This is a genomic window from Saonia flava (assembly GCF_011927795.1).
GTDB lineage: Bacteria > Bacteroidota > Bacteroidia > Flavobacteriales > Flavobacteriaceae > Saonia > Saonia flava.
Window position 1 is genome coordinate 919,085 of sequence record NZ_JAATJJ010000002.1, and the last position, 20,454, is coordinate 939,538.

Consider the following 20,454-nt stretch of genomic DNA (forward strand, 5'->3'; position numbering starts at 1 on the left):
AATCCAAAAAAATGAAGCAAAGTTTAACATTGAACAAAGTAACAAGGTTTATGGGTTTTGGAACCCTTAAACCTTTCACCGCCCTTTTTACTGGAAAAGTGCAAAAAGAAGACATACTCACCATTCTTAAAAAGTTTATCGTTCCAATAGCATCTATCCTCTTATTTATCGGATTATGGCATGCTGGTTCTAGGGCGCTTTTTAACATGGAAGCGGACTATAAAATTGAAAAGGCACTTACCGACCAAGGCCAAAAGGCAGCAAATGAAATGAAAGCCTGTATTGCATCTGGTGATATAAGTTGTCAACCAAATACGCTACCATCACCAACACAGGTTTGGGCATCTTTTCAAACATTATTAAAGGACCATAAAGTTATAAGTGCCGACAAACTAGCTTTTAAAGAGAAAACCGCTGCCATGAATGAAAAACGAGTTGCGGCTGGTCAGGACCCAATAACCTATACAGGAAGACCTTCTTTTGTAGACCAAATTTTCACAAGTTTAAAAACAGTATTTGCAGGCTTCTTACTGGCATTGTTAATTGCTGTACCGATAGGGATTGTTATTGGGTTAAGCGAAACTTTAAGAAGCTCCTTTAACTGGTTGATACAAATATTTAAGCCCGTGTCTCCGGTGGTATGGCTATTGTTGGTCTTTATGATTGTAAAAACAATGACCAAAGACTCCAACCAAGACAGTGCCTTTATTATTTCTTTCATAAGTGTGGGGCTGTGTTCTATGTGGGCCACATTGGTAAATACGGCAATGGGAGTTTCATCCGTGGACAAGGATTATATAAATGTGGCCAAAGTTTTAAAACTAGGGGCCTTTCAAAAAGTTTTTAAGGTAATCCTGCCCTCCTCTTTGCCTCTAATCTTTACAGGTCTAAGAATAACATTGTCTGTGGCATGGATGGTCCTTATCGCAATAGAACTATTGGCCCAAAGCCCAGGATTGGGGTCATTCGTGTGGGAAGAATTTCAAAATGGAGCCAATGATTCAAACTCCAAAATAATAGTGGCCATGTTCGTGATTGGGCTTATTGGATTTCTCTTGGATAGAATTATGCTGACCATCCAAAAAATGGTTTCGTTCAATAAAAATGAAGGATTATAAACCCTAAAAGCAAATTAGAGATGTCATATTTAGAACTTCGAAATATATGTAAGACCTATGGACAGGGAGCTGGAAGCACTAAAGTACTATCCAACATCAACCTAAAAATAGAAGAGGGGGAATTTGTCGCCATAGTCGGCTTTACTGGAAGTGGGAAAACCACTTTGGTAAATCTAATCAATGGTCTTTTACAACCAACAAGTGGTGAAGTTTTGTTCAAAGGAAATCCAGTTGTGGGCACAAGCCATGAAAGGGGTGTAATCTTTCAAAACTATTCCCTTTTACCATGGCTAACGGTAGGTCAAAATGTACAAATGGCAGTAAAAGAGGCCTTTCCAAAAGAAAAAAAGGGTGAAATTTCCAAAAGAGTAAACAATTATGTAGAAATGGTGGGGCTTACTCCCGCTATCAATAAAAGACCTAAAGAACTTTCTGGAGGAATGAGACAGCGTGTGGCAGTTGCCCGTGCCCTAGCCATGAAACCTGAGATGATTATAATGGATGAGCCACTCGGTGCCTTGGATGCTTTGACCCGTGGAAATTTACAGGACGAAATATTAAATATTTGGAGCGTTGATAAAAGAACCGCCCTTCTTATAACCAATGATGTAGATGAAGGTATTTATATGGCCGATAGAATTATTCCCCTAAGACCAGGGCCCAATGCAACATTAGGTCCAGAATTTAAAATTGATATTGACCGTCCGAGGGACAAAACTGCCTTAAACGATAATCCAAATTATAAGAAGACCAGAAATGCTATTATAGAATATTTGATGGATATAGGAAATGAAAGAAAATCCGAAGCTAAAACGGAGTATGTATTACCAGATTTAAGTCCCAAAAGTTTTGTGGCATAATCACTTAAAATACTAAATATGAGCACACAAACCATAACTCAAAAGCCACAGTCCGACGAACTAGAAAATGGAATCCTTTTTCCTTCTAAGGTAATGCTGGACCTTCACGACCTAAAGAAAGTGTATCCTACACCCAAAGGTGATTATGTTGTCCTGGAACATTTGAACCTTCAGATTATGAAAGAGGAATTTGTTACCATTATTGGCCACTCTGGCTGCGGAAAAACTACCATGCTGTCCATGATAGCAGGGCTTAATCCTATTTCTGGAGGAAACATTGCTGTTCTGGGAAATCCCGTAAAAGGACCTGGACCAGATAGAGGAGTCATTTTTCAATCCCCAAGTCTTATGCCATGGATGACAGCGTTACAGAACGTAATGCTAGGAGTAAACCAAGTGTTTCCACATGCGACAAAAGCACAACGTAAGGATATTGCCAAATATTACTTGCAAAAAGTAGGTTTAGAAGGAGCATTCAACAAAAAAGCCACGGAACTTTCCCAAGGAATGCAACAACGTGTTGGCATTGCTAGAGCGTTTGCCATAAAGCCACAAGTACTTTTATTGGACGAACCTTTTGGCATGTTGGATTCACTTACCAGAGGAGAACTCCAAGACACCCTTATAGAAATTTGGAATAAGGAAAAAATTACCGCAGTCATGATTACCCATGATGTAGATGAGGCAATTTTCCTTGCAGACCGGGTAGTTATGATGACCAGTGGCCCTAGAGCAAAAATTGGAGATACCCTATCAATAGATTTTGAACGGCCCAGAACAAGAAAAACTGTTTTAGAGCACCCAGATTATTACAAATATAGAAAACACCTAATAGATTTTTTAGAACACTAACAACTCAAAAACCAATTATTACTTAAACAATTACAATTATGAAAAAGCAGTATTTACTAGTAGGCATGGCATTATTCTTTGTTCACTTGTCATTTGCCCAATTCACCTTAGATGGGGAATTTCGTCCACGGACAGAATATAGAAACGGATTTGGCAACCTAATTCCCGAGGATGCGGATGCGGGTTTTGCCACATCTACAAGGGTAAGAATTAATGCTGGCTATGCAGTTGATGCCTATAAATTTCATGTTAGCCTTCAAGATGTCATGGTATGGGGAGAGAACAGGCAATTAAAACCGGAAGACAGTAACAATTCCTTTTCAATTTTTGAAGCATGGGCCAGCCTTAACTTGGGAGAGGGCTTTTCAACAAAACTTGGTAGACAAACATTGGTATATGACGACCAACGCATTATGGGTTCTGTAGGATGGGCACAACAGGCAAGAAGCCATGATGCAGCTCTTTTAAAATACACCAAGGACAAGTTTATGATAGATTTTGGTTTGGCATTCAACCAAGACTTTAGCCATCCTACGGGTTTCAACTCTGTTGGAACGGCCTATAACACCACAGGTTTCTTTTCCTATAAAACAATGCAGTACTTATACTTAAAACAAGCTTGGTCAAATTTTTCGGGAAGCTTGTTATTCTTGAACAATGGATTCCAAAACTTTGATGCAACAGACACCACAATTCCAGATGGTCTTAGCAACCTGCAAACACTGGGAACCCATTTAGGGTACAAAAAAGGCAGTTTTGGATTGGATGCCAATGCCTATTTGCAAATGGGCGAAAGGCAAGGAAGTGTAGATGTTGGCGGCGCCTATTTGCTGGGTCTGGATCTTAGCTACAAAGCCTCTGCAGCTGTAGGACTAGGTGCTGGAATAGAAATAATTAGTGGAAACGATACCAGTTCTACAGATCAAACAGAAGCTTTCTTTCCATTGTATGGAACCAACCATAAATTTAATGGGCTTATGGATTATTTCTACGTAGGAAACCATGCCAATTCAGTTGGACTGTTTGATGTTCATGCAAGTGCCAAATTTAAGACAGGAGAAAAATCTAGCCTCATGGTAAAAGTGTTGAATTTTAGTGGTGAACAAGAATTACCAAGTGGTGAAAAATCTTTGGGAACAGAACTGGATTTGGTTTTTTCACAAGGGTTCAAGGGGTATTCCTTGACTATTGGATATTCCCAAATGTTTGCAAGCGATGGCATGTATGAGCTTAAGGGTATTACTGAAGATGCGGCCAAGGGTAGTCAAAACTGGGCATGGGCCATGTTGACCATTAGACCTAAGTTTTTGAACACAACAAAGGAATAGTAACAATTTTGCTTCGTTAAAGCCACTACGACCGTTTTATGGTTGTGGTGGCTTTTTATTTTATTATTTTTATCTTTCTAAGAAGTTATACGTAATTAAAATACATTTTGAGCAAAACAAGTATTGTATTGGCAGACGACCATTTTTTAGTTAGAGATGGTATACGCGCCCTATTGGAAGAAGAAGACAATTTAACGGTTATTGGTGAGGCCTCCAATGGAAAGGAAGCCATTGAAATGGTAAAAAAAACCAATCCAGACCTTTTGATTATCGATATTAGAATGCCCGAAATGACAGGTATTGAAGCAGTAGAGGAATTAAAAAAACAAGGTGAAGATGTTAAATGCATTATTCTCTCTATGCACGATTCTGAAGAATATATCTTGAAATCGGTAAAAGCTGGAGCTAATGGTTATCTGCTCAAGGACACCGGTAAATCTGAATTTCTTAAGGCCATACATACAGTGGAACAAGGCGGCAAATATTTTAGTGGTGACATTTCTGATGTGCTAGTCAATAATTTATTTAATCCTGAACCAAAAATTTTGAACAGTATAGTAGTTAAAAGCGAAGAAAATCCTTTTGACCTAACAAGTAAGGAATTGGAAATATTGGAATTGGTGCTATCAGGACTCACCAACAAGCAAATTTCAGAAAAACTACAAAAAAGTAAGCGCACAGTTGAAACACATCGATTTAATTTAATGAGAAAAATGGATGTGAAAAACTTAATAGATCTTTCAAAAAAATCTCAAGAATATAATTTAATATAGAAGTCTTAAAGCACAAAAGCTCCTTAATCCTCCTTTAAAAATTCCAATTAATAGGAATAGTACAATATAAAGCCAAATTATTATCAAATAATTACTACGTATATATACGTAATTTTATAATTTTACTTCCTAACTATCCTTATTCTTATCAAGGAATGGAATTATGAAGAAAAACAATGCACATAAAACCATTTGTTCCTATTGCGGTGTAGGTTGTGGTATTCTTGTAGAAAAAGATTCCAAAGGGAATATTTCTGTTGAAGGAGATGAAGAATATCCCGTAAATATGGGCATGTTATGTTCAAAGGGTAAAACCCTTAATTATGTAGCTCAAGATACTAGTGACAGAATTCTCTATCCAGAAATGAGGTGGGGAAGAAACCATCCTATGCAAAGAGTTTCTTGGGATACTGCTATGGATAGAGCTGTAGGTGTTTTTAAGAGCATCATAAATAAATACGGGCCGGACAGTGTTGGGTTTTATGTGTCTGGACAATGTTTAACAGAAGAATATTATTTGGTAAACAAACTAACCAAAGGCTTTATTGGAACAAACAATGTGGATACAAACTCTAGATTGTGCATGAGTTCGGCAGTGGTAGGTTATAAAAAAACTTTAGGTGAGGATTCCGTACCAATTTCCTATGCAGACATAGAGTTGGCTGATTGCTTTTTTATTGCAGGGGCTAATCCAGCTTGGTGCCATCCTATTCTTTTTAGAAGATTGGAAAAACATAAGGAAGAAAATCCAAACGTTAAAGTCATTGTGGTAGACCCCAGAAAAACACAGACTTGTGCTTCCGCGGATTTACATCTTCAAATTTTACCTGGAACTGATGTCATTCTTTTCAATGCCATTGCAAGATATCTTATCGAAAAGAAAAAGATAGATAAAGATTTTATTAAAAAACACACTGTAAATTTTGATGCCTGTAAGGAAAGTGCATTTCAATACTCATTAAGGGAAGCCGCACAACTATGTGGCATCCCTGTTGAAGAAATTAGAAAAGCCGCACAGTATATAGGAAATGCCAAAGGCTTTATAAGCATGTGGACTATGGGACTTAACCAAAGCGTCATAGGAGTTTCCAAAAATGTTGCGCTATTAAACCTATCCCTTCTCACAGGTCAAATTGGAAAACCTGGTTCTGGACCTTTTTCCCTTACAGGCCAACCCAATGCAATGGGAGGAAGAGAAGTTGGTGGCATGGCAAGTCTTTTAGCTGCTCACAAGGATTTGGGCAATCCAAGCCATCGTCAAGAAGTCTCTAACTTTTGGGGAGGAAAAGAGATAAACCCAAAACCAGGATACACAGCAACAGAAATGTTCGATGCCCTAGATGAAGGTAAACTAAAAGCTATATGGATTGTTTGCACCAACCCAGTGGTTAGCTTACCCAATGCCAAAAAAGTAGAAAGAGCCCTTAAGAAAGCAAGCTTCGTAGTAGTTCAAGATATTTCTCATGATTCCGAGACGACCAAATATGCCGATTTGTTATTGCCCGCTGCGGGATGGTTGGAAAAAGAGGGAACCATGACAAATTCAGAAAGAAGAATAAGTTATCTGCCCAAAGTTTTGGACCCACCAGGGGAAGCTTTACCCGATGTAGAAATTTTATGGAAATTTGCCCAAAAAATGAACTTCAAAGGTTTTAATTATACCAATGCCAGCGAAGTATATGATGAGCATTGTCTCATGACCAAGGGAACAAACATTGATATTTCTGGATTATCCTATGACCGCTTAAAGAATGAAGGAAGCTTCCAATGGCCCGTTCCACATTCTAAGCATATGGGAACCCCACGCCTTTTTAATGATAAAAGATTTTTTACCAACGATTCAAAGGCTCATTTTAATGCCCCGCAAAAAATCGAAAATCAGTCTGAGAAAACATCTCCAGAATTTCCTTTGATTCTAAATACGGGCAGGGTTAGAGATCAATGGCATACACGAACAAAAACCGGCAAAGTACAACGCTTGCTTACCCATATTCCAGAACCCTATCTGGAAATGAATAAAGTAGACGCTTATTTAAGACAATTAAAAGAAGGAGATATTGCTGTTGTTAAAAATGTCCGGGGCACAGCACAGGTAAAGGTCAAAATAAATTTTGACATAAGGGAGGGAATGGTTTTTATGCCCATGCACTGGGGGAAAATTCTTGGAAAAGATTTTGGTAGAGCAAATAACCTAACAAGTAATCTTATAGATCCTATATCCAAGGAACCAGATTTTAAATACGCTGCCGTTGAAGTAAAAAAATATATAAAGCCCAAACAGAAAATAATTGTTATTGGAGCTGGTGCTGCTGCATATAGATTTGTGCAGACCTATAGGGAAAAGAACGAAAGCGATGAACTACATGTTTTCTCACGAGAGGAGAATGCGTTTTACAATAGAGTTCTTTTGCCAGAATATGTAAGTGAAGAACTTTCATGGGTATCATTGGAAAAGCTTAAAAAGGGAGAAGTAAAAAAATTAAGACTCCAATTACATTCCAAAGTTGGTATAATCAACATAGACAGAGAACGTAAATGTGTAACGGACTCCAATAATTTAGAACATACCTATGACATTCTTATTATGGCGACGGGAAGTAGGGCCTTTGTTCCCAATGATGTACAAATAAATTTATCTGGAAGGTTTACCATGCGTGAGCGGAATGATGCCGATGACTTAAAAAAGTACTTACAGGATACGGGGCTTCCTCCAAATGAACAACATGTGGTTATTGTGGGCGGTGGCCTCTTGGGCCTAGAACTTGCTGCCGCTTTAAAAAAGAGAAATATTAACATAAGCATTGTGCAAAGAGCGCCAAGATTAATGGAGCGCCAATTGGACGATGTAGCTAGTAGGCTATTGGCCCAAGATGTAGCAGAAAGAGGTATTGGTCTTTACTTTGACAACGAAGTAAGTACCGTTTTTGAGGAAAAGAAAAACAAATTTTCTCTTACGGTAAACCTAAAAACAGGAAAAACCATTAAATGCAATGCCATTGTCTATGCTATTGGCACAAGGCCAAACATAGAACTTGCCAAACAAATTAATTTGGAAACAAGGCGGGGAGTTATAGTCAATGCCTATTTACAATCTAGTGAGCCCTCAATCTTTGCTTTGGGTGAAATTGCGGAATTCAACAACTCTCTTTTTGGAATTACATCGGCAGCTGAACAACAGGCAGATATAGCGGCTAAGTATATTTTAGGAGATTACAGCAGTATTTACAAAGGCTCCGTACTCATGAACATCTTAAAGTTTGAAGATTTGGACTTATGTAGTATTGGTATGGTCAATGCTCCTCTTGGAGACAGTTCGTATGATGAAATTGTACTCATGGATGTGAGCAAAAAATATTATAAAAAATGTATTGTAAAAGATGATACTCTTGTTGGCACTATTTTGATGGGAGATAAAAATGAATTTGCTGAGTTTAAAAGATTGATAGAGGAGGAAATTGAGCTTTCTGAAAAAAGAAATGAACTTCTACGCGGAGGAGGAAATTCTATTCCCATGAAAGGCGAATTGGTATGCTCCTGTGCCCAAATTGGAGAAGGCAATTTAATTGAGTCCATAAATGGAGGATGCTCGGATTTTTCAAAGTTATGTTCGGAAACAGGTGCTGGCTTAGGTTGTGGAAGCTGCAAACCTGAAGTTAAACAGATATTGAACAAACAATTACAGGCGATACCAACCTAAAAAATACAAAATGAACGATAATTTACACCGTATTTTACTTAGAGGTGGGTTAACATCCCCGGGAGAGTTAAAAGATGTTATCACCATTTTAGAAACAGTAGGTCTTAAGGAGGTTTATTTTGGATCAAGACAAGACTTACTTTTTCCTTTACAAAATGCAGATGAAAAGGAATTGGAGAGTATCTCAAAATTCAATACCGACATTATTCCTGATAGAAGTTATCAAAACATTGTAAGTTCTTATGTTTCTGCCGATATTTTTGGAATGACTCATTGGTTGAAAGGATCCACCTATTTATACATTTTGGAAGGGTTTGATTATCTTCCAAAACTAAAAATCAATATCACGGACCCCAAACAAAGATTGGTCCCTAATTTTAGCGGCAACTTAAATTTCATTGCTTCAAAAAATGAAGATTATTGGTATCTAAATATAAAATTACCACATTGGGAAGATCCCGCCTACTATCCCGTTCTAATCTACAGTTGGGATATTACTGCAATTTCCAAGGCTATTGAGGGCATCCATGAAGATATTTCAGATGTGGATGAGTTGTTTTTCATTCTAAACAAAAACCTTAACACTAATAACAAGACCATGGAGGAGCCTTTGGAAATCCCATTCTTGACCTTTCCATATTATGAAGGCATGAACCGAATGGGGTTAGACGAGTATTGGCTGGGGCTTTATTGGAGAAACAACAAGTACAATCTAGATTTTTTAAAGGAATTCTGTGGTTTCTGCCTCGCAAATAGTATCGGAAAAATATGTGTTACCCCTTGGAAATCTTTGGTTGTCAAAAACATTAAAAGCAAATCTAGGCCGGAACTAGAACGTTTTTTGGGTCAAAAAGGAATTAATATTAGGCATTCCCAATTGGAAATGAACTGGCATTTACCAGTAGATGACAATGAAGCTTTAGAGCTTAAAAAATTTCTTGTTCGTAGTTTTGACCAAAATGACATTAGTACCTATGGCCTTACTTTTGGCATTAGTACAGATCCAGGAAAACGCTCTCATTTTTCTTCGGTGATTATTGAGAAAAATACCCCTCCTTCCCTAGTTAAGGATTTTGAGGTTCGTCCAACCTATAATGTATTGCATTTTGATAAATTCGACCCCAACACAAATGTTTATAGGGCATATGCTAGGGATGTAGATAAAATTGAACTCCCTGGTCTTCTAATGGAACTTAGCAAAAAGTATTTCAATACAATGGGGCAGGATGATTCTCCACTTTCAGAAATAAAATCAGAAATAGAAGAAGCCTCAAAAGAAGTGCATCAATGTAAATCTTGTTTTACTGTTTATGACAAAGAGTATGGTGATTTTAAAAACAATATCATAAAGGGAACACCCTTCAACAAATTGCCAGAGAACTACACATGTCCAGTATGTGATGGTCCAAAGGCATACTACGAGAAGACCTTATTGACAATATCACAATAAATCATTACACCTCTTATTCAGCACTAACGACATCAATATCCAGCTAACTTTATCACTTCTATTGGAGAAAGCTCACTAAGCTCTAAAATGCTCTTTCCCGAATTGGCAATTACTTCTTTAACCAAAGAATTTCCAGCTCGATACCCTATAGAGGTTCTTCCATCTGGATGCTCAAACATCCATTTTTGATAATTGGCGTCCTTGGGCAATGCCAAAATCTCTCTAACCCAAACATGGGCATCTACATCCTCTGGGACATGATTCTCCTTAAAAACCACACCTGTGTATTCTTCTGAAAAAACTTCGGCTAATCCTTCATTTACCATAGCTATTGATATTCCTGTTTCAAATTTATTATCCTTAATTGCCCAACCACGAGACAGGTGGTGAAATTCATGAAAAATAGTAGATTGTAAACCTGCATTTACTGCAGCAACTATTCCTCCCGGAAATTTATTGGATATCTGAATGGCAACAAACGGGGGGATATTGGTTTCCGTTCTCCCAGTAACTCCACCTACAACATCCAAATCCCAATCCACTATTTCAATCATAATCTTTATATCATTGGGCAAATTTGGCAATAAGTTTCTTACCTCCTTATCTGCCATAATTATCTCTTTACGAATAAGTTGTTTCTGTAGTTGAGTAAACTTGTTTGTGTTTTCTTCAAAGACAATATCAGGTTTTGATATTGTGAATTTATTTGCTTTGGAATTAAATAAACTCATTAACAATAGAGGAACAACTAGTACTAAACTTTTTAATAGACTCATTTTATACTTTTGATTTATAATTCATAGACGACCGAATCGCCTTTATGTTTCTGAAGGAACAAAAAGGGATACTTATATTTTTAATACTTTGATTCTGATTTTCTTGCCAATAAGGTTAATAATAGCAGTAAAAAAGTAGTGCCAAACCCTATAACACCAATATTAAAACCCAAAAGTGTTTTTTCACTGCCATCTAGATACTCCATAGAACCTTCGTAAGTATCCTTTAAAGTAAAGGCCAATAAAAATCCTCCTGTAATGAGCAAACTCAAAATTGCACTTATTTTGGTATCATTCTTAATCCAAACAAGCCAAAGACAAAGTATGCCAACACTGGAATTTGTAATTAATTGCCATACCTCGTGTATTCTAACATGCGGTGTCCAATCCGGGTTGAAAACATGGGTATTGTTAACTTCCAAAAATGGTACAGCCACAGCATAAAGAATTATACCAAAAGTGATTATTGCTTTTTTCATAAGTATATTTTTATTGTATTTTATTACTAATTTCAAAACCATAAAACTTTTAAAAAGAAGCCAATACTACTTTCTCAAAAACCAGGTTTCAATGAAGTATCACCCAACTATTGAATGAATGGTGAACATGACCAAAATGAGAATTATCTTTACTATAACATTCATGATTTTTAGATGTGTTATTTGACTGTTTCGGGTTCTGAATTCCAAATACCTGTTTTGGCCGTTTCCTTAACATAGTCCGAAAAATCTTTTGATTTTCTACCCAATACAGTTTCAATATCATTTGTAATCTCAGAGTTGTTAGGATTTCCAAGAACTTCAGAAAACAAGTACTCAATTAGCCAAACAACATCCGCTGGAACACCTTGTTGTTCCATTACTTTTATATACGCTGGCAAAGCTATTGGTGTAAATGCAATATCTCTCCCTGTTACCTCTGCTATCTCATGAATAACTTCTTTAAACGTAAGCGATTTGGAACCTGTAAGTTGATATATTTCTCCATTGTGCTTATCATCCAATAAAGCTTCAACAGCAACATCTGCTATATCCTCCGTATCAACATAAGGCACTTTGACCTCTGCTTGTGGCAAAGCAACAAAACCTTCTAAAATGGGTTCTAAGAAAAAACTTTCGCTAAAATTTTGATTAAACCAACTAGCCCTCACAATAGCATAATCTAAACCAGAATGTATAACCACTTGTTCGCACAATTCTGCCTCACGCTCACCCTTACCCGACAAAAGCACTAATTTTTTAACATTACATTGCTTTGCCTTTTTTGTTAATTCCTCAATAGCATCCAAAGCTCCAGGAACTGCCAAATCTGGTTGATATGTAATATAAACCTTGTCCATACCCTGCATAGCGTGGCTCCAAGTTTCCGAATTATGCCAATCAAATGATGGTAATGCCGTTCTAGAACCAATTCTTACGTTATGTCCCAATGCATTTAATTTACTTGCTACTTTGCGTCCGGTCTTCCCTGTACCTCCGATTACTAAAATGTTACTTTTATTTTCCATTTTTATTTTATGTTTATGTTCGATTTTTGATTGATGATGTTTATAATTTTTAACCACTGTTTTTTGAAATTTGACTAAGACTAATTAATAAAAGAAGAAATGAAACAATAGAAGTTATAGTTCTAATAAAATGAAATTGATTCCACTTAGTTTCAAAGGTTTCTCTTAATATTTTTAAATCCTCAATACTGGCAGAAGCCAGATTAGTCTTATTTAATAATTCATTGAGTGGTATATTCCCAAAAATGGTTACCAATACCACTCCCAAAAAGTAAATCCCTCCGGCTACGGTTAATATCCAGATTATTGAACTAGATGCATTTCTAAAGACATATATATTGATTAGACTTAAGAAGAATGGACCAAAGAAGACAATAAAGAATGTTGGATTCAATATAGTTCTGTTCATCTGTTGAAAGGCACTTAAGTAGCCTAGATTATCTAAGCGTCCTATACCAGTTGTCACTGCATTGGACCATGTGAAACATAGTCCTGATGAAAGTCCTGTCAATACTACCAACAAGACCATTGCAATATTTTCAAAAGTTAAATTCATGCCCTTATTGTTTTGAAGTTGCTTTATAAGGATATACCCTGGCGTACCAGTATAGTAAAGCTACCAATAGAAATTCAAAAGCTATAATCCAGAAGCCTAAAGAGGTAAAAAAGGTGTAATAGTTTCCTCCATAAGGAATCACAAAAACTGGAACGGTAATAAGAGCGTCCAATGTAACACTGGTTAACAACATAGTTTGTCCTACTAGGTATCCATGCGTTTTGTTGCCTTTTTTGTAATAATAAGCACTTGCAAACCAAACTAATGGCATTACTACTATAAATAATACAATGTTTGCCTGCATGTCTACATCTTCTAAAAAGGGAACGTAATACGAAAGTGAGTAAAAAAGTACGGCTATAATCCAAATGGCTATACCTAATAAAATTGCCCGTTTTGTTTCCATGACTTTATATAATTTTAGTTACATGGCAAAGCTATTGGGAAGACAAGGGATTGGTTTGTCTTAAAAGAATAAAGATTTGTTCGAAAAGGAGTTTACTTAATTTGGCTTGGCCTATAACCAAATTTCTTTTCAAATGCGTTCGAGAAGGAGCTTAGGCTGTCGTACCCTACATGCCATGCAGCTTCTTGTACTGTAGATTCTTGGTTTCGAATCATTTTATGAGCAATAGTAAGACGTTCATTTTGTAGATATTTAAAGACAGGTACTCCAAAAAATTCTTTAAACTCTTTCTTTAATTTAAAAGTATTCAGTCCAATCTGTTTAGAGATTTCATTCAAAGAAGGAGGATTGTCAATGTTATCCAGTAAGATATCTTTGGCCTGATTTAGTTTTTCCCTTTCCGAGTCCTTAATTTTTTCAGTTTTTAAATTTGCCAGTTGACCAAAAAAATGAGACACCAGAGCCGTTATTTGGCTGCGAAAGAACATCATTTTGGTCTTTCCCTTGTACTGAATATTAAACAAAGAGTCCACTATAGATTGCATTTCTGGGGTCATGATAAAACTTGGCCCCTCAACATAATGATCAGAAGGGTTTACCAATTCATTAAGCATTTCACCAAATAACTCCCCTTCATGGTTTGGAAGATTCTCTATTGCATTTGCGGTAGTGGCAATGACCAAACACTCTAATGGTTTTGAAGCAGATACAGTATGTATAAATTCAACATTCTCATTTGCATAAAAGGAAAGCGCCAACCCTTTGGTATAAGTAAATGCTTTTTCCTTATCACCATACTTCACCGTTAAGTCCACATTACCAGAACCATAAAAAGCGACTGCAATTATTGGTTCATCAAAGAAACAAGAATCTATTGTTACCTCATTTACTTTGGCTTCTTCTACCAGAATGGTAAAATCATTTATTTCTATTATATCCCTAGTCATAAACTAGAAAGTAAATTACTGAAAAATTATGATAGAATACCCACTTGATATCCTATAGATAACCTAACTTCCTTATTTTAAGCAGCTATTGGGATTATTTTTGCTTTATTACTTCAACACCATCACCAATTTCCACAAGTATGGGAGACAATCCAATATTGAATCTATCCATATAGGCCTCGGAAACTATTTCTAAATATTCATCAACAAAATCTTGATGGATTATATTAATTGTACAACCTCCAAAACCTCCCCCCATCATTCTAGAGCCAAGAATGGCGTTATACCTCTTTGAAAAATCCACAAGAAAATCCAATTCAGGACAACTTACTTCATATAAATTTTGCAAACCATTATGTGAAGCACACATAAGCTCTCCGAATTCATCCAGTAATTCATTATTAAGAGCAGAAACAGAATTGTGGACTCTATTATTTTCTTGAGAAACAAACAGCGCTCTATTAAAAATCTTTTCTGGGATTTCACTTTTGAATTCTTCCACAATATTCTGAGGAACATCTGCCAAAAATTTATAGTTAGGATATTTAGAAGCTATCTTTTGTAGCGCTAGACCACATTCTTCTATACGTACATTATATTCACTATTAGCGAGGTTGTGGGATACATTAGTATTCAATAGCAAAACCAAGTACGGGGCGAACTTTGCCCCAATAACCTTATGCTTTTCCGTCTTACAATCCAAAAATAGAACTCTATTTTCTTTACCCTTTACCACAGCAAATTGATCCATGACACCACATTTAGTACCAACGAAGCTATGCTCGGCATTTCTGGACAAGCTAATAATCTGTTCGTCTGTTAATCCAATACCAAACAATTCATTTAAACCCTTTGCCATTCCACATTCCAAAGCTGCTGATGAACTAATTCCAGCCCCTATCGGCAGTTGGCTTTCAATAATACAATCAAAACCTTGAACGGCATTAGGTTCCATTATATTAATTTGGTCTACAACTCCCAAAATATAATTTTCTCATTCCGTGTCACTCCTTTTAACCGTCTTTGGGTCAAAACTAAATCCAATACTGTAGTTCCTACTCCATATAGAGCATGTTGATTTGTTATTTCTTCTAAAACTCAGATTAATTTTAAGATTGATTGCAGCTGGTAATACACTCCCTCCATTATAATCTATATGCTCTCCAATAAGATTGATTCTCCCCGGGGATTTAATTAGTACATCGCTTTTAAAATCTTCCAAATTATCCATATGTTAACTTACTCCAAATGTAACAAATGATATAAACGAAAAAAAGCTTCCGATTTCTCGGAAGCTTTTTCATTCTGTGGGCGCTGAGGGGTTCGAACCCCCGACCCCCTCGGTGTAAACGAGGTGCTCTGAACCAGCTGAGCTAAGCGCCCTACTTCTCGCTGTTTAAATTAGCGAGTGCAAATATAGTATAGTTTTTACATCTCCAAAAGAAAAAAGTAAAAAATTCACACCACTTCTGCCACAACAAAAGTACTACCACCAATATACACAAAATCAGCAGCAGCAGCACACTGTAAAGCCTCTTTAAATGCCTCTTGGACAGAACTATACTTTTTTCCTTTCAAATTATGTTCATTTGCCTTGTGCAACAGCTCATCAACATCCAATCCTCTAGGAATATTAGGTGTACAAAAGTAATATATGGCCTCTTTTGGAAACAAGGGCAACACGGACTCCAGTTTTTTATCTTTAACAAAACCCAGAACTATATGCAGAGAATTGTATTCCTGCTTTGATATTTGCTCCAATACAATGGACAGGCCTTCCTTATTATGAGCAGTATCACAAACAACAAATGGGTTTTTATTTAGTATTTGCCATCTGCCCATTAAACCCGTATTGGAAACTACATTTTTAAGGCCATTTTTAATGTGATGGTCTGTAACTTTAAACTCCCTCAATTCTTTAAGAGTTGCCACCACTCCTTTTACATTTTTAGTTTGATAGTTCCCTAAAAGCGATGTTTTATATTGAGTTTTACTTTCTTTACTTGCAAAAACAATAGTAGAATTTCTTTCCTTAGCGATGTTTTTAAAAATTTCGGCAGTTTCTTCTTGATACTCACTAACTACGACTGGAACATTATCTTTAATGACCCCTGCTTTCTCAAAAGTTATTTTTTCAATTGTATCACCAAGCATGTCCATATGATCATATCCAATATTGGTAATCAATGAAACTTCCGGAAATAAAATATTGGTTGAGTCCAATCGGCCACCCAAACCAACTTCAACAATGGCAATATCAACTTTTTTCTTTGCAAAATAATCAAATGCCATTCCAACGGACATTTCAAAGAAAGATAACTTATACTCCTTTAAAAAAGCCATATTTTGCTCTACAAAACCCATCACATACTTTTTGCTTATGGGTTTTCCATCAATCTTTATGCGTTCCCTGTAATCCTTTAAATGAGGTGAAGTATACAACCCTACTTTGTAACCTGCTTCCTGAAGTACAGAAGCTAACATATGACTACTGGAACCTTTGCCATTGGTCCCTGCCACATGAACACTTCTAAATTTATTTTCCGGATTTTTTAAATGGGATGCAAGTAATTTAATATTATCCAACTTGCCTTTAAAAGCAGAGGCGCCCTTTTGTTGATACATTGGAAGTTGGGCAAACATCCAATCCAACGTCTCTTTGTAGGTCATTGTTACTCGCCCAATTTAAAATTGACTACAACGAAACCCACCTGTTGACTGGGAGCATTGGAATCCAAGTTCCATTTATGGAGAAACGCTGTTTTTTTTGCTGGTTCCAACAAACAAACACTATTGTTGGTTGTTCCACGAACACCCGGCGTAGCGCTTACCACTTTACCGTTCTTATCAACAACAATTTTTACAACCACCCTACCCTCTTCATTACACTCTTGCTGTACTTTACCTTTACTCACTAAAGACCTTCCATTTAAGCCATAACCACCCGTTCCACTACCAGAACCAGGGCTTCCATAATAACTAGTAGCGTAAGGGTCACCATCTGGTTGACCTTTATCTCCAGCCTTATTATCGTCGCCTTCACTTCCAGAAGCAGTTCCATTAGATTTATTCAATCCACCCATTAAGGCATCCAAGTTATTTTTCTTGGCCTCTTGCTCCTGTCTTAATTTCTCCTCGGCATCACGCTTTTCCTGGGCTTTTCTTTCAGCTTCTGCTTTTGCTTTTTTGGCTGCTGCATCCACCTTTCTCTTTGCTTCTTGCTGTTGTTTTATTTTAATGGATTCTTCACTGTCTTGCGTTAACACCTTTTCGGAAGGCTGTTCCTTTTCAACAACTTCTTCGGGAACATCTTCTTGCACCTCTTCTATCTTTTCTTCTTGTGGAGCAGGTTCAATTGGAGTATTATTAGGTTGAGACTGTATTTTTTCTTTGGGTTGAACCCTACCACTTCCAAAATCAGTAGTCCCAAAATTTACAGATATTCCATTTTCTATTGGAGGGTCCATATAAGTGAGTCCAATATAAAAAAGCAATAAGAGAAGTACACTCAACAAGATAGTTGTGAGCGTAAAGGATTTTTTCTCGTGTCTCGTGTTTAAAAATGACATTTATTGGGGTCGCACCGCCAAAATAACCTTATAATTGTTTCTATTGGCAATATCCATAACGTTTACAGCCTCCTTTATGGCCACGCTTTCTTCTGCCCTAAGAATAATGGTAGGCTTCTCTTGACCTTCCAGTGCTTTTTTTAATTCAATTTCAATATATTCTCCGTTAATCTTTTCATTATTTACAAAATACTCCAAATTCTTATTGATGCTTACTGATACATTTTGGGTATTTGTGGATTTTCCTTTTGCTTTTGGCAACAATAAATCCAAAGCGTTGGGTGCATTGGATGTTAACATAAAGAAAACCAACAACAAGAACACAATGTCTGTCATGGAAGACATACTAAAATCTGGACTTACTTTGTTTCTACCTTTTAATTTCATAATTGATAATTAAATAGGTTCGTTCAATAAATCTAAAAACTCAACCGCGTTGGCTTCCATTTTATGTATCACTTTATCTGTTCTATTGACCAAATGGTTGTATCCTATATATGCAATAATACCAACAACCAAACCTGCTACCGTAGTGGTCATGGCAGTATAAATACCAGATGCCAATGAACCCATTTCTGCCTGCCCTCCACTAGTCGCCATTTGATGGAATGCCAAAATCATACCAATTACAGTTCCCAAGAAACCAATCATAGGTGCAGCACCGGCTACAGTCGCCAAAATACTAACGTTCTTTTCAAGTTTATACACTTCCAAGGTGCCCGCATTCTCAATAGCAGTATTTATGTCATCCAAGGGCTTTCCTATTCTTGAAACTCCTTTTTCGGTCAACCTAGCAACAGGGGAATCAGTTTGGGCACATAATAATTTTGCTGCCTCCAGCTTTCCATTCATTACATGGTCCCTAATTTGGTTCATGAAATTCTTATCAATTTTCGATGCAGCCTTTATCGCAAAGATTCTTTCAAAATAAATATAAAGTGCAACAAAAAGTAATACGAAAAGAATAGAAATAATTATTATACTTCCTGCACCTCCATTTACTATTAAATCTACTACGGACAGGGTTTTTTCTTCAGAAAGTGCATCCTCTACTTGAGCTCCATCTGCAAGGTCTTGAAACAACAACATAAATTTATCTTATTAAAGTTGCCTTAATAACGGTATTTTATCGATAAAATTATGCGTTTAAAATAAAATCCCTGATTAAGATAAAACATACCGCTCCTGCTAGGAATCCTGCCAGTGCCAACCATGCTATTTTCTTAAGATACCAGAAAAAATCTATTTTCTCCATTCCCATTGCAACTACTCCAGCCGCAGAACCAATAATAAGCATACTTCCTCCTGTACCTGCCGAATAGGCAATAAAATGCCAAAGTGGATTATCCATACCTTCCGAAAACATACCCATACTTGCAGCTACTAAAGGTACATTGTCTATAACTGCCGAGCCCACACCAAAAAGCATAACAACAATATCTGTATTTGGAATAGCTGTATTTAAGCTTTCAGCATAGTGGAACAGCATTCCCAAAGATTCCAATGCCGCTACGGCCAACAATATTCCCAAAAAGAAAAGAATACTTGGTAACTCTATTTTAGAAAGAGAATGGTGAACAGGACTATGGTGACCAACAGCATCATGCCCCTCTCCAGATGCGTTGGATATACTAAATTTTGTATTACTATAAATCTCTGCAAAAGTAGCTACGACTGCCAAAGACAACATCATCCCTACATAAGGAGGCAAGTGTGTAATTGTTTTAAAAATAGGAACAAAAACAATAGCCGCAAGCCCCAAATATAACATGGTTGCCCCAAATTTGGATTTTGGCGCTTCATCTGTCAAATCACTTTCAATATTTCCTTTAAAAGCTTTAAAATTACCTGCAATGAGTACGGGAACCACCATACATACAATGGAGGGAACAAGAACATGCTCTATAAGTTGCATGGCAGAAACTTTATTGGCAATCCATAACATGGTTGTTGTAACATCTCCTATAGGAGACCATGCACCACCAGCATTTGCAGCAACTATAATCATCCCCGCAAACCACAACCTAGTATCTCTTTCCTTGATTACCTTCTGCAAAATGGTAATTAGAACAATGGTTGCTGTTAAATTATCAATAATGGCCGAAAGTATAAAGGCCAAAATAGAAAACAACCACAACAATTTACGTTTGCTTTTGGTTTTGATAAAACTTTTTATGGTGGCAAAACCATCAAAATAATCTATGATTTCCACAATAGTCATGGCTCCCAATAAAAAGAAGAGGATTTCAGCCGTCTTACCTAAATGGTGCAACAGTATTTCTTCTAAATGAGTAGGCTCTAACTCCCTAAGTTCCGCATTCACCTCAAAAACATCCATGTGCGTAAGGGCGATTATTGCCCATAAAATGGCCATCATGGCCAATGCAGGAATTAATTTGTCAATTTTTAAATTATGTTCTAATGTAATAGCTAAATACCCTACCAGAAATACAATAATAATTATGGTCTCCATGTGCTCACGTTGGTTTTATAGAATTAAATTCATTACAAAAGAAGTAATGAATTTGGCTAAGATATTAAAATTGCCTGTCCAATTATAATCTATCATAATAAAAAATTATGCCATCTCTCTTTGTTTGTCATTTTTAAATAAA

General features: G+C 36.6%; 20 protein-coding genes and 1 tRNA gene. 7 read left to right on the forward strand and 14 right to left on the reverse strand.

The genetic code is table 11. The features are described 5' to 3' along the window. Nucleotides 1-11: 11 nt before the first annotated feature. The 7 genes from GGR42_RS16300 to GGR42_RS16330 all read left to right on the forward strand — a co-directional run bounded on the left by GGR42_RS16300 (nt 12) and on the right by GGR42_RS16330 (nt 10,078). Nucleotides 12-1,118, forward strand: a complete 1,107-nt coding sequence (locus GGR42_RS16300; RefSeq protein WP_167966318.1) for an ABC transporter permease — start codon at nt 12-14, stop codon at nt 1,116-1,118. A gap of 20 nt (nt 1,119-1,138) precedes the next feature. Continuing rightward, nucleotides 1,139-1,978 carry an ABC transporter ATP-binding protein gene (locus GGR42_RS16305; protein WP_167966320.1) on the forward strand — a complete coding sequence of 280 codons (840 nt, stop codon included), beginning with the start codon at nt 1,139-1,141 and terminating at the stop codon, nt 1,976-1,978. An 18-nt stretch (nt 1,979-1,996) separates the two neighbouring features. Then, nucleotides 1,997-2,830 carry an ABC transporter ATP-binding protein gene (locus tag GGR42_RS16310; protein ID WP_167966322.1) on the forward strand — a complete coding sequence of 278 codons (834 nt, stop codon included), beginning with the start codon at nt 1,997-1,999 and terminating at the stop codon, nt 2,828-2,830. A gap of 38 nt (nt 2,831-2,868) precedes the next feature. Further along, the gene (locus GGR42_RS16315) at nt 2,869-4,158 is read left to right on the forward strand and encodes an alginate export family protein (RefSeq protein WP_167966324.1); all 1,290 of its coding nucleotides are present in this window, start codon (nt 2,869-2,871) and stop codon (nt 4,156-4,158) included. A 107-nt stretch (nt 4,159-4,265) separates the two neighbouring features. After that, complete coding sequence (locus tag GGR42_RS16320) at nt 4,266-4,931, forward strand: response regulator transcription factor (RefSeq protein ID WP_167966326.1); 666 nt, start codon at nt 4,266-4,268, stop codon at nt 4,929-4,931. Between the two features lie 163 nt (nt 4,932-5,094). Next, on the forward strand, nt 5,095-8,628 hold the full coding sequence (locus tag GGR42_RS16325) for a nitrate reductase (RefSeq protein WP_167966328.1): 3,534 nt from the start codon (nt 5,095-5,097) through the stop codon (nt 8,626-8,628). 10 nt (nt 8,629-8,638) lie between these two features. Next, entirely contained in the window at nt 8,639-10,078 is a 1,440-nt protein-coding gene (locus GGR42_RS16330) for a rubredoxin (RefSeq protein WP_167966330.1), read from the forward strand. Between the two features lie 32 nt (nt 10,079-10,110). Here GGR42_RS16330 and GGR42_RS16335 read toward each other — a convergent pair whose 3' ends face one another. The 14 genes from GGR42_RS16335 to nhaD all read right to left on the reverse strand — a co-directional run bounded on the left by GGR42_RS16335 (nt 10,111) and on the right by nhaD (nt 20,312). Beyond that, nucleotides 10,111-10,854: a DUF2268 domain-containing putative Zn-dependent protease gene (locus GGR42_RS16335; protein WP_167966332.1), complete on the reverse strand. Its 744-nt coding sequence runs from the start codon at nt 10,852-10,854 to the stop codon at nt 10,111-10,113. 80 nt (nt 10,855-10,934) lie between these two features. Beyond that, entirely contained in the window at nt 10,935-11,333 is a 399-nt protein-coding gene (locus GGR42_RS16340) for a hypothetical protein (RefSeq protein ID WP_167966334.1), read from the reverse strand. Nucleotides 11,334-11,512: 179 nt separating this feature from the next. Further along, a complete protein-coding gene (locus GGR42_RS16345) occupies nt 11,513-12,361 on the reverse strand; it encodes an NmrA family NAD(P)-binding protein (RefSeq protein ID WP_167966336.1) in 849 nt (282 codons plus the stop codon). 49 nt (nt 12,362-12,410) lie between these two features. Next, the gene (locus GGR42_RS16350; protein ID WP_167966338.1) at nt 12,411-12,917 is read right to left on the reverse strand and encodes an anthrone oxygenase family protein; all 507 of its coding nucleotides are present in this window, start codon (nt 12,915-12,917) and stop codon (nt 12,411-12,413) included. Nucleotides 12,918-12,921: 4 nt separating this feature from the next. Next, nucleotides 12,922-13,323, reverse strand: coding sequence for a DUF5367 family protein (locus GGR42_RS16355; RefSeq protein ID WP_167966340.1), 402 nt, complete (start codon nt 13,321-13,323; stop codon nt 12,922-12,924). Nucleotides 13,324-13,415: 92 nt separating this feature from the next. After that, nucleotides 13,416-14,270, reverse strand: coding sequence for a helix-turn-helix transcriptional regulator (locus GGR42_RS16360; RefSeq protein ID WP_167966342.1), 855 nt, complete (start codon nt 14,268-14,270; stop codon nt 13,416-13,418). Between the two features lie 94 nt (nt 14,271-14,364). Next, complete coding sequence (locus GGR42_RS16365) at nt 14,365-15,252, reverse strand: galactokinase (RefSeq protein ID WP_449421099.1); 888 nt, start codon at nt 15,250-15,252, stop codon at nt 14,365-14,367. Between the two features lie 12 nt (nt 15,253-15,264). Further along, nucleotides 15,265-15,501 carry a galactokinase family protein gene (locus GGR42_RS16930; protein WP_245201493.1) on the reverse strand — a complete coding sequence of 79 codons (237 nt, stop codon included), beginning with the start codon at nt 15,499-15,501 and terminating at the stop codon, nt 15,265-15,267. Nucleotides 15,502-15,578: 77 nt separating this feature from the next. Beyond that, nucleotides 15,579-15,653 (reverse strand) — tRNA-Val (locus tag GGR42_RS16370). A gap of 75 nt (nt 15,654-15,728) precedes the next feature. Next, nucleotides 15,729-16,940 (reverse strand): bifunctional folylpolyglutamate synthase/dihydrofolate synthase, encoded by a 1,212-nt coding sequence (locus GGR42_RS16375; RefSeq protein ID WP_167966344.1) that lies wholly within the window; start codon nt 16,938-16,940, stop codon nt 15,729-15,731. Between the two features lie 2 nt (nt 16,941-16,942). Further along, nucleotides 16,943-17,839: an energy transducer TonB gene (locus GGR42_RS16380; RefSeq protein WP_167966346.1), complete on the reverse strand. Its 897-nt coding sequence runs from the start codon at nt 17,837-17,839 to the stop codon at nt 16,943-16,945. Further along, the gene (locus GGR42_RS16385) at nt 17,840-18,226 is read right to left on the reverse strand and encodes an ExbD/TolR family protein (protein ID WP_167966348.1); all 387 of its coding nucleotides are present in this window, start codon (nt 18,224-18,226) and stop codon (nt 17,840-17,842) included. It lies immediately after the preceding gene. Nucleotides 18,227-18,235: 9 nt separating this feature from the next. Next, the gene (locus tag GGR42_RS16390; RefSeq protein WP_167966350.1) at nt 18,236-18,928 is read right to left on the reverse strand and encodes a MotA/TolQ/ExbB proton channel family protein; all 693 of its coding nucleotides are present in this window, start codon (nt 18,926-18,928) and stop codon (nt 18,236-18,238) included. 49 nt (nt 18,929-18,977) lie between these two features. After that, a complete protein-coding gene (gene nhaD / locus GGR42_RS16395) occupies nt 18,978-20,312 on the reverse strand; it encodes a sodium:proton antiporter NhaD (RefSeq protein WP_167966352.1) in 1,335 nt (444 codons plus the stop codon). Nucleotides 20,313-20,454: the final 142 nt, after the last annotated feature.